Origin of the sequence: Fervidobacterium islandicum, assembly GCF_000767275.3 — a bacterium.
Lineage (GTDB): Bacteria > Thermotogota > Thermotogae > Thermotogales > Fervidobacteriaceae > Fervidobacterium > Fervidobacterium islandicum.
In genome coordinates, this window is the sequence record NZ_CP014334.2 from 519,073 (window position 1) to 531,835 (window position 12,763).

The 12,763-nt window shown below is 40.5% G+C and carries 12 protein-coding genes; 7 read left to right on the top strand and 5 right to left on the bottom strand.

The window, feature by feature from the left end; translation table 11 throughout:
- Positions 1-3: 3 nt before the first annotated feature.
- Positions 4-867, bottom strand: a complete 864-nt coding sequence (locus tag NA23_RS02455) for a DMT family transporter (RefSeq protein ID WP_052107084.1) — start codon at positions 865-867, stop codon at positions 4-6.
- 103 nt (positions 868-970) lie between these two features.
- Between NA23_RS02455 and NA23_RS02460 the strand changes: the two genes are divergently transcribed.
- The 7 genes from NA23_RS02460 to NA23_RS02490 are packed head-to-tail and all read left to right on the top strand — an operon-like array spanning position 971 to position 6,386.
- Complete coding sequence (locus NA23_RS02460) at positions 971-1,534, top strand: chromate transporter (RefSeq protein ID WP_236938639.1); 564 nt, start codon at positions 971-973, stop codon at positions 1,532-1,534.
- Positions 1,531-2,052: a chromate transporter gene (locus tag NA23_RS02465; RefSeq protein WP_033191234.1), complete on the top strand. Its 522-nt coding sequence runs from the start codon at positions 1,531-1,533 to the stop codon at positions 2,050-2,052. The genes NA23_RS02460 and NA23_RS02465 overlap by 4 nt, the downstream gene beginning before the upstream one ends.
- 51 nt (positions 2,053-2,103) lie before the next feature.
- Positions 2,104-2,883 carry an oxygen-binding di-iron domain-containing protein gene (locus tag NA23_RS02470; RefSeq protein ID WP_033191233.1) on the top strand — a complete coding sequence of 260 codons (780 nt, stop codon included), beginning with the start codon at positions 2,104-2,106 and terminating at the stop codon, positions 2,881-2,883.
- A gap of 4 nt (positions 2,884-2,887) precedes the next feature.
- Positions 2,888-3,730: a methyl-accepting chemotaxis protein gene (locus tag NA23_RS02475; protein WP_033191232.1), complete on the top strand. Its 843-nt coding sequence runs from the start codon at positions 2,888-2,890 to the stop codon at positions 3,728-3,730.
- Between the two features lie 31 nt (positions 3,731-3,761).
- Entirely contained in the window at positions 3,762-4,634 is an 873-nt protein-coding gene (locus tag NA23_RS02480) for a sulfide/dihydroorotate dehydrogenase-like FAD/NAD-binding protein (protein ID WP_033191231.1), read from the top strand.
- Positions 4,625-6,055, top strand: a complete 1,431-nt coding sequence (gene gltA / locus NA23_RS02485; protein ID WP_033191230.1) for an NADPH-dependent glutamate synthase — start codon at positions 4,625-4,627, stop codon at positions 6,053-6,055. Before NA23_RS02480 ends, gltA begins: the two co-directional genes overlap by 10 nt.
- 52 nt (positions 6,056-6,107) lie before the next feature.
- Positions 6,108-6,386 (top strand): hypothetical protein, encoded by a 279-nt coding sequence (locus NA23_RS02490; protein ID WP_033191229.1) that lies wholly within the window; start codon positions 6,108-6,110, stop codon positions 6,384-6,386.
- Positions 6,387-6,478: 92 nt separating this feature from the next.
- On the opposite strand, the gene NA23_RS02495 is transcribed toward NA23_RS02490, so the two are convergent.
- From NA23_RS02495 to NA23_RS02510, 4 genes are all read right to left on the bottom strand, one after another.
- Positions 6,479-7,099: a carbohydrate binding domain-containing protein gene (locus NA23_RS02495; RefSeq protein WP_084384020.1), complete on the bottom strand. Its 621-nt coding sequence runs from the start codon at positions 7,097-7,099 to the stop codon at positions 6,479-6,481.
- 484 nt (positions 7,100-7,583) lie between these two features.
- Positions 7,584-8,591, bottom strand: a complete 1,008-nt coding sequence (locus tag NA23_RS02500; RefSeq protein WP_033191228.1) for a LacI family DNA-binding transcriptional regulator — start codon at positions 8,589-8,591, stop codon at positions 7,584-7,586.
- 33 nt (positions 8,592-8,624) lie between these two features.
- On the bottom strand, positions 8,625-9,503 hold the full coding sequence (locus NA23_RS02505; RefSeq protein ID WP_236938480.1) for a glycoside hydrolase family 16 protein: 879 nt from the start codon (positions 9,501-9,503) through the stop codon (positions 8,625-8,627).
- A gap of 24 nt (positions 9,504-9,527) precedes the next feature.
- Complete coding sequence (locus tag NA23_RS02510) at positions 9,528-12,749, bottom strand: hypothetical protein (protein WP_033191227.1); 3,222 nt, start codon at positions 12,747-12,749, stop codon at positions 9,528-9,530.
- Positions 12,750-12,763 lie beyond the last annotated feature (14 nt).

Genomic DNA, 12,763 nt, shown 5'->3' on the forward strand with positions numbered 1-12,763 from the left:
CCATTAATATATCAAAATACTTCCCGAAAATAGCAAAATAGCTGCCAGCAGTCTGATTCCTATAACTTCTTTGAGGAAAATCTTAGCGAAGAACATGGTAACAAAGACAGAGAGCATAGAAAGTGGTTCTGCTACGCTAACACCGAAGTAATTGAAAGCTTTCAAGAGAGCAACGTAAGAATACGCGTTGCAGATACCTCCCAAAATAAGATAGATCCACTTCTGTTTAACTAAGCTAATATAATCCGGAATTCGACTACCAGTTGCAACTCCGTAAATCAATATGTAAGCACTTATCACAAGATATATTCCCACCGAGTATCCAAGAGGCGAGAGATTGATTGTGAACTTCCTATCGATAATCCTTCCTATTGCCATGAGCAGTGACGCTACTATCATCGCCACCGCTCCTTTGCTTTTAATGATGTTTTTGTAGGAGATAACAACATTCTCTCCCTTTTTCAAAAAACTTACGCCGTAAATCATCAATAAAGCACCTAACAGTCTCTTTACGCTGAAGTGTTCACCTAAAAACATCGCTGCCAATATTACTAAGAATATAGCGTTCAAGTTATACAAAGGCGCAATAACTGAAGCATCTTCGTTGCCTAATGCATATGTGTACAGTGAAAAGGAAATTGAGTAGATTGTACCACTCACAAGAGAATTCAGGAGGATTTTCCAAGTAATCGTGTTGAAGAATGGAAAGAACGAAAGAAAAGAGAAGAAAAAGAATCCCCATGCGGCCACGAACGTTGGGGAACCTTTAGAAATCCTGTTCCCAGCGATACGTTCGTAACCGAGCAGAATGATACGTAAACTCATCCATAACAGACCTGCCATTTGTGGAACTATAAGTGCATCCATAGTTACCACTCCTTTATTTCATTTTCCTTCTTGTTGTGCTATAATCATTTTAGCACATGTTTTTTGAAAATCGTAGCAGCTTTGGAGGTGCTTTTTGAACAAAATGGAGAATGTTCACAAGATACCTTTATGGAAGATTTTTACAATTACGGCAAAAATAGGTGGTGTAACCATCGGTGGTGGTTATGCAATGGTTCCTATTATTCGAGAAGAATTTGTAATTAAGAACAAATTTTTGCAACCGGAAGAGTTTGATTCTCTTTTGGTTATCGCACAGTCTATGCCAGGTCCGATTGCGGTCAACACTTCTACGCTTGTCGGTTATAAACTTCGAAAGGTTCCAGGAGTACTTGCAGCAGTTGCCGGTGCGATATTCTTTCCCACTGTTATAATCCTCACTATAGCCATTCTTCTCGGCAAGTTTTATGATCTGGTAAGACCATTCCTTAATGGCATGAAGATTCCTTTATTAGCTATTATCGTAGTTAGTGTATTGAAATTATGGAAAAACAGTGTTAGAAACATAGAAGATCTCGTTGTATTTTCAGCTGCGTTTCTAATAGTTACTATCTTAAAATTCAACCCTGTCTATGTCATTTTACTGGGAATCGTATACGGAGTTATTCGATCCTTTGTGAAAGGTCCGAAAAGGAGTGACAGGACTTGATATATTTGAAATTATTCCTTGCTTTCATTCAAATCGGTGCAATAAGCTTTGGTGGAGGATACAGTATACTTAAAGCAATAATCCACTACGTTGTAGATATTAACAAATGGTTAACACTTGAGCAGTTCAATGAAATAGTTGCTATATCACAATCAACCCCTGGGCCGATAGGAATCAACGCTGCAACGTTTGTTGGTTACAAAGTCGGGGGAATATTTGGTTCACTTATTGCAACATTCTCTGTTATACTAGTTCCTGTCCTGTCATCACTTTTCCTTTACTTTTTCTATCAAAGACACTCTGAAAATAAAGTCGTTCAGACGGTGATCTCTAAGTTAAAGCCTGTGGTTCTTGCAATGATAGCTTCAGCAGCATTTAGTTTTCTCAGAACTTCTCTTGGAAGTCCGTTAGCAATTATTATAAACGTTGTTGCAATTGCTGTCTTGCTTAAGACAAAAATCGATGCCGTAACGCTACTACTCTTATCTGGTATCTTAGGTTACATTGTTTTTAGATAGTTTATGCTAAAATAAATACAGGTTTGTGCAAAGTTTGAGGGGGTGAAACGCATGGCACCGAGGGAAGGTATTGAAAACATAACACTGTACGACGACGGCCAGCACAAGTTCATTTTTCTTGCGTGGGAGGAACAAGAGGAAGAAGGTATTGTTCAAACAAACCAGTATCTAATAATCGATGGGAACGAAGCGATGTTGCTTGATCCAGGTGGAGCTCACGTCTTTCCGAGGGTACTCGCAAATGTTTCCGAAATAATCGATCCTAGCAAAATCAAGTACATCTTCTTCACACACCAAGATCCAGATGTCACATCAGGTATAACGCTTTGGCTTTCGATCGCAGAAAATGCAAAAATATACATATCAGCTCTCTGGACGAGGTTCCTTCCTCACTTTGGGGTATACGATCAAAGAAGGGTCGTTGCACTCCCTGACAAAGGCGACAAGTTGAGACTATCTTCAGGAACTGAGCTTGAGTTCATACCAACACATTACCTTCATTCAACTGGCAATTTCACGCTTTATGACCCAAGAGCGAAGATTTTATTCTCCGGCGACCTCGGTGTTGCTGTTTTTCCTAAAGGACAAAGGTACGTTTTCGTCGAGAACTTCAATGAGCATGTTAAACTTATGGAAGGGTTTCATAAAAGGTACATAACATCAAGCGTTGCTTTGAAAAAATGGCTGAGCATAGTTGAGAGGAAAGACATCGACATAGTAGCTCCTCAGCATGGAGCTATATTCAAAGGTGAAAATGTTAAGAAGCTATTTGACTGGTTCAAGAACTTGAAGTGCGGAATCGATATAATCGATGAGATATACGGTAGGTGATACTATGCCAAAAATAAGCAAGGAAACAATGGAAAAGATGTCTTCTGCGTTCTTTGCAGAAAATCTTATGACTTCGTTCATGGAGCAACTTGATGAAGCCTTGATTTCGCGAGTCAGGAATGTTCAAGAAAACTTACGCGACTTGGAAAACGTGTTTCGTGATATGCAGAGTCGTTTAAATAAGTTGGCTGAACAGTTTGCCATTGAATCCCAAGAAATAGTTAAAGCAATTGAGGATTCCCAAAACATGAATAAGAATATAACAGAAGAACTGAAGAAATCAGGAGCCGATATATCGAAGATAAACGATATCGTTTTAAGTTCAGTGAACAGCACAACTCAAACACTTGAGATGTTTTCAAAAGTCGAAAACATGGTTTCTGAAATTACAAAAATAGCCAAGCAGACCAACCTTTTGGCACTAAATGCATCTATAGAAGCTGCAAGAGCCGGTGAACTTGGAAGAGGTTTCGCTGTTGTCGCCTCTGAAGTCCAGAAACTTGCAGGTGAGTCCAACCGAGTTGCCAAGGATATTAACGACTTAGTTAAAGAACTCTCTGATTCAGTGGCAGATGCATTAAATAGCATAAAGCTCGTAGGTGAAATATTTCAAACTGTTCAAAGGTCTTTGCAGCAGCTTTTGGAGTTCATGGGGCAAAATTCGGCGCTACTTTCGCATGTGGCCGAACTTCTCTTAGACACAAAGTCGGAACTTGAAAGTGAAAATAGTAACTTCAACTCTGCTGTTGATGTGATGGACCAAGCAGCGGAGAAGTTTGAAACGTTGTCAAGGGCGATATCCTCAATTGTAAAGGCGCAGACAAAGCTGAAAGATTTGAGACTGTAAACCAAAAAACGTTCTTCAAGGAGTGTTTTTAATGAGCAAAATTCCAAAAAATACTATACTGTCAAAACAACGACTTGCAAAGGCTACGTACGAGTTCTGGATAGATAACGCACTTGTTGCAGAAAATGCGAAACCTGGCCAATTCGTGATAATTAGAACCTCAGAGAAAGGTGAACGAATTCCGATAACAATAGCTGATACGCAGGAAAACGCGTTTCGAATAGTCGTGAAGGCTGTAGGAAAATCCACTATAGAACTTTGTATGAAGAATGCAGGTGAGCAACTCTACGATATTGTGGGACCTCTCGGTAAACCTAGTGAGATAGATTGTTATGGAGATGTTTTGATCATTGGTGGTGGAGTAGGGATAGCCGCTATACTACCGATTGCGAAGGCGCTTAAGAATGCTGGGAACAAAGTACGCGTGATACTCGGTGCCAAAACATCTACAGAATTGATTTTGCAAGATGAGTTCTCTTTTGCGGACAAGCTTGTGATTTGCACAGACGATGGAAGCGAAGGCATAAAAGGAACGGTTGTAGACGGGATGATGGAAGAATTTAACTTGGAAAAGCCAAATGTGATTTGGTCAGTTGGACCTGCTCCGATGATGAAGGCTACGAGCATGATCGCTGCACAGTATGGCATACCAATCTGGGTCTCTCTGAATGCCATAATGGTTGATGGAACAGGTATGTGCGGTGGGTGCAGGGTGTTGATAAGAAAAGAAGAAAATGGTGTTACAAAGGAAGAAATTAAATACGTTTGTGTCGATGGGCCAGAATTTGATGGGAGATACGTGGATTGGGAGAGTTTTATAAGAAGGTTGCAACAGTACAAGGAGGAAGAACAGAAGGCACTGGAGAGATTTTTGGAAGAAGTAGGTGATATATCATGGCTGTAAAAGATAGAGTTCCAGTGCCTGAACTTGAACCGTCTGTAAGAAAGGGGAATTTTCTTGAAGTTTCACAGGGATATACGTTTGAATTGGCTCATCAGGAAGCGCAGAGGTGTTTGCAATGTAAAGTTCCCACTTGTGTTTCGGGATGCCCAGTCGGTATAGATATCCCTGGATTTATAAAGGAGATAGTCAAGGGCAATTTAAAAAAATCCTACGAGATACTCAAGAGTTATAACTACCTGCCGGCTATATGCGGTCGCGTATGTCCGCAGGAAGTTCAATGCGAAGGTGCATGCGTTTTAAACAAGATCGGAAAGCCGATAAATATAGGTGCGCTTGAAAGATTCGTAGCTGACTTCGCAAGCCAAGAAGGATTCGAAGACGAAGTTGGGAGATTATCGTTTTCGGAAGGTATCTCTAAGGAACTCGGCAATGCTCCGAGAAAATTAACTGATTTAAGGTCTAAAAAAGTTGCGGTGGTTGGTTCTGGGCCTGCTGGTCTGACTGCTGCTTCGGAGCTTGGAAAACTTGGTGTTCAAGTTCACGTTTATGAAGCGCTGCACGAGTTTGGTGGAGTGCTTGTTTACGGTATCCCCGAATTCAGGCTCCCAAAAGAGATAGTCAAACGCGAGGTGCTGCAGCTTGAAACACTTGGTGTAGAGTTAATAAAGAATATTCCCGTTGGTTACGCAATTCATCCGAAGGAATTGCTTGAAAAGTACGATGCTGTTTTTATTGGAGTTGGTGCAGGAACTCCGAAATTTATGGGAATCCCCGGAAGCGAGCTAAATGGTGTCTATTCTGCGAACGAGTTTCTTACCCGTGTGAATTTAATGAAGGCCTATAAATTCCCAGAATACGATACCCCCATAAAGGTAGGTAAAAGGGTTGTTGTTGTCGGTGGTGGTAATACAGCGATGGATGCGGCAAGAAGTGCTTTGAGGCTTGGAGCACAAGTTACAGTAGTATATCGAAGAACGGAAGCGGAAATGCCGGCAAGACGGGCCGAAATTCATCATGCTAAGGAAGAAGGTATTGAATTTCTATTCTTGACCAATCCTGTTAGGTACATTGGCAACGAAACAGGAAAATTAGTCGGCGTGGAATGCATAAGAATGGAACTTGGAGAGCCTGACGAGAGCGGAAGAAGAAGGCCAGTTCCAGTAGCAAATAGCAACTTTGTTATCGAAGCGGATGTCGTAATTGAAGCGATAGGGACAGAGTCCAATAGATTCTTGCTTAACCAATTCCCCGATTTAAAAACAAACAAGTACGGCTATATTGTGACGAACGAATACGGTCAGACAAGCATACCAAAGGTTTTTGCTGGAGGTGACATTGTAACCGGCTCAGCAACAGTTATCTTGGCCATGGGTGCAGGTAAAAAAGCTGCAGAAGGAATCGTTAAGTTCTTGGTGTATTAATCATTTTGGTTCAGTTGCATTCGTTCAATAGCCGGGGGATAGGGGGGGTACTGTGCTCTACACAGAGCTCATTTTTGCGATGATTGTACTCATGCTTTTTTTAACGATTATCGCTGTCACCATTCCTGCACAAAGAGAAACTTTACAAGAAGCTATCAGACAAGAACGCGCTCAGTTGATTGCTGAAAACATGTTCTGGCAACAAATAAGCGATGAGTATTTGCAGAGTATCCAATCAAACAAGTTCAGTATAACCTACGATGTTATTGTTGATGGGAAGCACTATAAAGTTACTATCAACGCTATTAAGTTTGATAGACCTAAAAAATAATGCGGAGCGCGTCGCTCCGCATTATTACTTAACTGCTTATGAGTTGCCTAGCCATTAATTGTTTTCAAAACCGTATTCTGTAGCTTTCTTAATCATTCTTCTTTAGATTCTTGAACTTCTGATTCATCAACTGGTAAGAGAATAACATCAGCTATATAAACTGTAGTCGCTGGTCCTTTTCCAAGTTCAAAACAGAAGTTGACGGTCTCATCTGCTTTATCCGGATGTTTGTAGTAGAATGTATATGTATTCCATTCCTTTGTGAGTTCAACTGTTTGAGCAAAGTAATTCACCCAAGGATCGTGGTTCATCAAAATCTTGATGTTGATCGTTCTTGGTTGGTCAGCTTTTGCTCTAAAAGAAATCAGATAGTACTTCTCTTGCTTAAGTTTTACCCACTGATTAAACTGGATGTGCCATGTATCAGACCCTGGAGCTGCGATTTTGATGAAGGCATACCCATCCTTTACACCGTATGCTGCAACATTACCATCGCTAACACCATATTTTGCTGCTTCCCACAACCACCATTCAAAAGGAGCGTTTACTTGGTCGTTTCTGATATTTGAGCGGAAGTTCCAGTTGTTGAGCAAGCTCGTTGCTGTACCACTTAATTCAAATTGCTCAGAGACATCAGCTACAACTTCCGTTTTGTAAGCAAACAGTAACAAAACAACAAGAAAGAGTCCTAACCTCTTCATCAACTTGCGCATACGAATACCACCTTTCTTTCAGCTTTGTCAAAAGATTTCGAAAACAATAAGACAGTTGCTACATAACATACACCTTCAAAAAGAAGATCTTTCATACCCCTAATACCTCCCCACAACTCCGTTTTCATCTTTTCTAACACACTATCAAAACACTATCTGCGTTTATTAAAGACTAAAAAGCATTCGTTCTTTATTATATCGTTTGCGCTTACTCTTGCAAAGCACTTTATCACGGCGAAATTTCGTAACAATCTGAACTAAACACGATTAACTTCTTAATTTTTTTATTTCGTCTCGCAAACTCAAGAAAGTCTGCATAACAAAAAATTCACCAGAAAGCATATCCCCTTCAAGTGGATTTAATGAGCGTTTGATGAACAAATTAAATTAGAAATCCGCGGTAATATTTAGGAACAATTCCCATGCTGCGATAAGTTTCCTACGTTGGAAAAATAATGCGGAGCATTTCGCTCCGCATTTTTTCTCAAATTTGTCTCACTGATTCTCTTTCAACTATCTTTGTTGGGAGTATGATGTTTCTAGGAAGTCTTGTTCGTTTATCCGTTATACGCTCTATCAAAAGCTGAGCTGCGGTTGTTCCCATTTCCCACCTCGGTTGCATTACAGTTGTAAGTCTCGGGTTGGTGTAATTTGCAAATGGCGCGTCGTCAAAACCTATTACCGAGACTTCGTCAGGCACTTTTATTCCATGATCCTTCAGCGCATCAATAGCACCTATCGCTGCCCAATCGTTGACTGCGAATATTGCTGTAAAATTGAGACCATGTTCTTGAAGATGACGAATTACACTCACCCATCCGTGTTCAGAGTTGTAGCCCCTATGGACTCCATAGTAAATTTCTATATTGTCTCTTCCTACTTTGTCAATGAACTTTCTTATCCCTCTTTCTCTATCGATTGCAGCAGGCGAGTTTTCCGGACCGGGTATGAACAGTATTTTTCTGTGTCCGTGTTCGTAGAGATACTTCATAGCCATGTATCCGCCTCCAATGTTATCGACGTTAACTGTATCAAAGTTAATCTCATCTACTGCGAAATCTACAACGACCATCGGTATTCCACTTTTCTCAAAGCGTTGTATGAGTTTGCTACCTCCGTAAAGCTCTCCAAGTATGACCCCATCAACTTTCCTTCTGAAGTATTGGTCCAAAACGTGCTGTTCCGCATCAGGTTCGCCTTTAGGAAGTGCTAACATTATATCAAATCCTTTTGTATACGCGTATTCCTCTATGGCCATAACAATATCACTGTAATGGTATCCGCGTATATCGGGAATCAAAATGCCTATGGTTTTGAAGAGCTCTCTGTAGGTTGTTTTGAATGACATCATGGGTTTGTAGTTTAGCTTCTTCATAGCGTTTAGGACTTTCTTCCTTGTCTCTTCAGAAACTTTTTCACTACCGTTGATAACCCTTGACACAGTGGCTATCGAGACATTCGCCATTCGCGCAACGTCTCTGATATTTGCCATTTAAATCACCTCGGATAAGACGTTGTAAATAAATCATTCATCTTCGTCGCTCTCCATCTGGTAAACCCTGACATAGTCTACGTACATCCTAGCGGGGAAAGGTGTCTCGTTCGTGGGGTATCCGGGCCAATTTCCCCCGACTGCGAGGTTCAGTATTATGAAAAATTCGTTGTCGAAGACCCAGGGTTTTCCTCTGGACTCTATCGCTGACTTAGTAACTACATGGTATACTCTGTTATCAACGTACCAGACTATCTTTTCTTCATCCCACATTATTCCAAAGATGTGAAAATCCTTTGTAAAGTCCGGTGTAGGAGGTTCCAATCTCATACTTCCGCTTATACCGCTCGAACCAAAGTAACCAGGTCCATGCAAAGTCCCATATACTGTCCATTTATCGTGTCCTAAAAATTCAACTATGTCGATTTCACCACATGTTGGCCAACCAACGTATCTAAAATTGCTTCCAAGCATCCAAAATGCTGGCCAAAGACCTTTGCCGTAAGGGAACTTTATCCTTGCTTCGATTTTACCATACTGGACCGAAAACTTCCCTTCCGTCTTCATGCGTGTAGACGTGTAATTGAAAGTCTTGTTTCCTTCTTTAACAGTTTCTTTTCTCGCTTCAATAACAAGCATTCCGTTTTCTATCCATGCGTTTTTCCCTTCTGTATAGTATTGCCACTCATTGTTTCCCCAACCGTTGTTGTTTCCTATATCGTATTTCCATTTGCTCGTATCGATCACTTTCCCATCAAACTCATCTGACCAAACCAACTTCCACCTTGTGTTTTTTATCATAGCTTCGTACTCCTTTAAAGCTGCTACACAGCTCGTGGTTAGTATCCCAAAGAAAATGAATCCTACCAAAACTGCCACGTACTTAAAAACCTTAGATTTTGCAATCGTCACAATACATCACCTTCTCTTTTCCTTTTATTCGTACAAGAAACTCACTTCTACACTCTCAATTTTACCATCCCTGACAAGTTTTGCATACGGTTCGGGGACAAGATGACCGTCTATTTCAACTATTTCACCATTTTTCGTTTTCAGCTTTACTTTTTGTTTTGTGATATCAACCTTAAATGTGTCAAGCTTTTTCGGATTCACGTACGTTACCTTAACTTTTCCAAGGAAATTAAACGATACCTTTCCCTCTTCGTCGAACAACCAACCAGGCAGTATGGGTTCGAAGCCCAAAAAGAGCTTGCCATCGATGAACTTGAACGGTTTTTGTCCTGCTAACATTATTTTCCACATACTCAAGAATTCCGCACTTGCGCCACTTAGCCTTGCGACAAAACCTGTGCCATGAATTTTCTCATCGGGATTTGCACTACTTGCTATGAACGAAGAGTTTTCGAGAGGATTTCGCCCGTAAACCTCTGGGTTCATGAAGGCTACGATTACATTTTTGAAGTCCTCGTAGAATTCCTCGTAAAGTCCGTTCTTTATAAGCTCGAGCATGTATTTGTATTCCATATGTAACCAGATCGACTCATTTTCAAGCCATCCGGGAGTAAATGCCTTTGCACGACCTATCTCTATTGTTTCGTTTGTTAATGGAGCATTTACTTTGTACATTTTCAGCTTCCTGTCGTACAACTCGGACAGTTTTACCTTTCTGTAAATTTCTTTCAGCAATTCCCTATCAGTTGCGTAAGCTTTGAAGCCGCGAACCATTCCTTCCAAGAACAGAGGCATTGCTCTCTGTTTAAATTTGCGCACATTAACGAATTTCTGATTACCTTCCTCGTTGATGATTTCGTACTCTATTGCCTCGTAATAGTAGTACGTTGGCATCAGACCATTGTTTTCAGAAATAGCTTTATCAAGCGCAGCCTTGAGCTTCATACGGAATTTATCAAAAATGTCTGAAAGTATTTCTGCTTCTATTTGAATTTCAGCACCGTCGAAGCCAAATTTTACATCCTCACGGTACGATTCTCTTAGGTCAGACATTTTCTCCCAGTACTTGAAGTCTTTATCTCCCTCATCTGAGTTTTCATACCACTGAACTATTTCGTGCGCTTTTTCTATAAGGTTCATAACTTCTATTGGCAAGCTTACCATTTGATGCTTATATTCCCTCAGTGCATCAACAATAAAATTCATCAGTCTTAAGAGCTCGAAACTCTCGGCTACGGATGAACCAAATAGACCAGGGAGACCATTAAGTGCATCGTACCATCCTGGCTTTCCAGCCTCCATCTCTATACCAACACCAGCCGGGTCTGTTGTTGCGAACTTTATCGCCGCTAAGTTTACAAGTTTCGATATCAGTGTCGTTCTGTATATCTCACCTTTCCCTTTGTTCGTTCTAACTATGTTTTTGAACTTCCCTCTTGATTCAATGAGCTTCTTCTTGTCCTCGTCTAAATATAGCGAATTGTACTGCCTTACCTTTCCATCAACGAAGACGTAACGTTTAGATCTCGGTAAAACACATTCCGCATTGTCATAGTAAGTGTAGGACTTATCTTCGAAGAGCAGTTTTTCTTTAGTTTCTGGATAGATGGACAAGTAACTTTCAATGAGGTCCAAATTATACGTCCAGTGGTCTGTCCAAAAACCCTCGCCATGGACAGCATCTGTTTCCTCGACCAAATAGTGCGCTAAGCTTCTCAGGAATTCTTCAAATTCTTTTTTTAGCCTTATATTTTCCTTCTCAATAAACCTCAGCAACTTACCAGGAGTCAAATTTCCAGCTTTCAGGAAATTGAGAAGTTTTTCAACGTCTTTGTGATTTTCTAATTCACTTTTTAAGAATTCTTCTACTTCGCAATCTGGGTTGAGCGAATACCTCACACCGTTAATCACCAATGGATTGTAACCGTCAGCCTGAATTAAATTGACGAAGAATCTGATGTTGTAGTTTCCGATTTCTGGGTGGAACACAACATCCTCTCTTCTGTTTTGGTTAACGTCTCTGTAATTTGCATTTCCCGAAGAATAGTACTCAGGTAGTAGCACGAAGTAGTTGTAATCTCTTTCTAAATCGCCGTGTTTTCTTGAGTACACGTGATAGACCAGACTGTCGTCACCTTCACGTAAAACTATAGGATATCCACCTCTAAGAACATTATCCAAGTATGTTTGCTTCGTGTATTCATCGAACAGATCAGATGATGTTTTCGTCCACACATCCTCGACAATTTCTTCGATTATTTGCGAGCCTTCTCTTCTTTTTCTTTCAAGGTATTCTTGGCTCGAAAACCTCTCTGCGTATTCTTTGAGTAAGTTCATATCTGGGGTATGTCCAGTAACTGTGTAAAGATGTAGTTCTTCACCAGGTTGCAATATAGCCTCAACAGGTGAAAATGCGCATGGAACCTTGTTTGATGTGATTTGCTTTATTTTTCTGATTTCGCTTAAATTGTGGTCAAGAAAGACATCTGGTGTAATATACGATGTATTCATTCCAAAGACAACATCCGGGTCTACCAAAGGCATCAAAAGCTCTTTGGCTTGCGACTGGATTTTGAAAGAGACATAGAAATTACCTTCCTTAAACTCGGAAACAGCTGCTACGTCCTCGGCTGTTGATCTCAGTTTGAATACAGGCATTTTATTTTCCAGGTTGTAGACTTCCATCCATGCTTTTAGTGTATTACCAACATGCTTTAGTCCGTAGTCATTGATTCCGTACGGAAGAAGAGCCGGCAGTCCGTCGAGGATCTCAAACTTTTTGACTTCGTTTGATATATTTTGGAACTTAACGATTCTAATCAATGCACCCAAATTTTCTTGTGGCAATATGAAATAAAGCACATTCGTTTTTAGGCCATGGGCTTCATTTATCTCTTCTAGCTCCACTTCGTTTCTTGTGATGTACATTCTCTGAACTACCTTTTCATTAGACACCTTTCCAAAAGGCTCAAAGAATGTATTCTTGGACAAGTCTTTGACAAATGTCCTGAATCCATGAGTGAAAACGACTTGGTAAGACCTGAAGGCCGGATGAAATTCCATAATCGGATTATCTTTGTGAGCTATACCGAACGAAGCTATCGCTTGTGCTCTATTCACGTAAAATACCCACAATGGGATGCCTTTCTTACCCGCTATTCCTGGTAAAAAGCTTGAAAACGGTTTAGAATTATTGTACTCTTCTATAACGAACCTTTTGTTTTCATCGAAATAGTATCTGACCATCTTGAGACCTCCCG

Bases quoted from the DNA above. Each gene is read 5' to 3' on its own strand.
- NA23_RS02470 (WP_033191233.1), top strand. From the start codon at position 2,104: ATGGCACCGAGGGAAGGTATTGAAAACATAACACTGTACGACGACGGC.
- NA23_RS02510 (WP_033191227.1), bottom strand. From the start codon at position 12,749: ATGGTCAGATACTATTTCGATGAAAACAAAAGGTTCGTTATAGAAGAG.
- NA23_RS02475 (WP_033191232.1), top strand. From the start codon at position 2,888: ATGCCAAAAATAAGCAAGGAAACAATGGAAAAGATGTCTTCTGCGTTC.
- NA23_RS02500 (WP_033191228.1), bottom strand. From the start codon at position 8,591: ATGGCAAATATCAGAGACGTTGCGCGAATGGCGAATGTCTCGATAGCC.
- NA23_RS02455 (WP_052107084.1), bottom strand. From the start codon at position 867: ATGGATGCACTTATAGTTCCACAAATGGCAGGTCTGTTATGGATGAGT.
- gltA (WP_033191230.1), top strand. From the start codon at position 4,625: ATGGCTGTAAAAGATAGAGTTCCAGTGCCTGAACTTGAACCGTCTGTA.
- NA23_RS02460 (WP_236938639.1), top strand. From the start codon at position 971: ATGGAGAATGTTCACAAGATACCTTTATGGAAGATTTTTACAATTACG.
- NA23_RS02495 (WP_084384020.1), bottom strand. From the start codon at position 7,099: ATGCGCAAGTTGATGAAGAGGTTAGGACTCTTTCTTGTTGTTTTGTTA.
- NA23_RS02480 (WP_033191231.1), top strand. From the start codon at position 3,762: ATGAGCAAAATTCCAAAAAATACTATACTGTCAAAACAACGACTTGCA.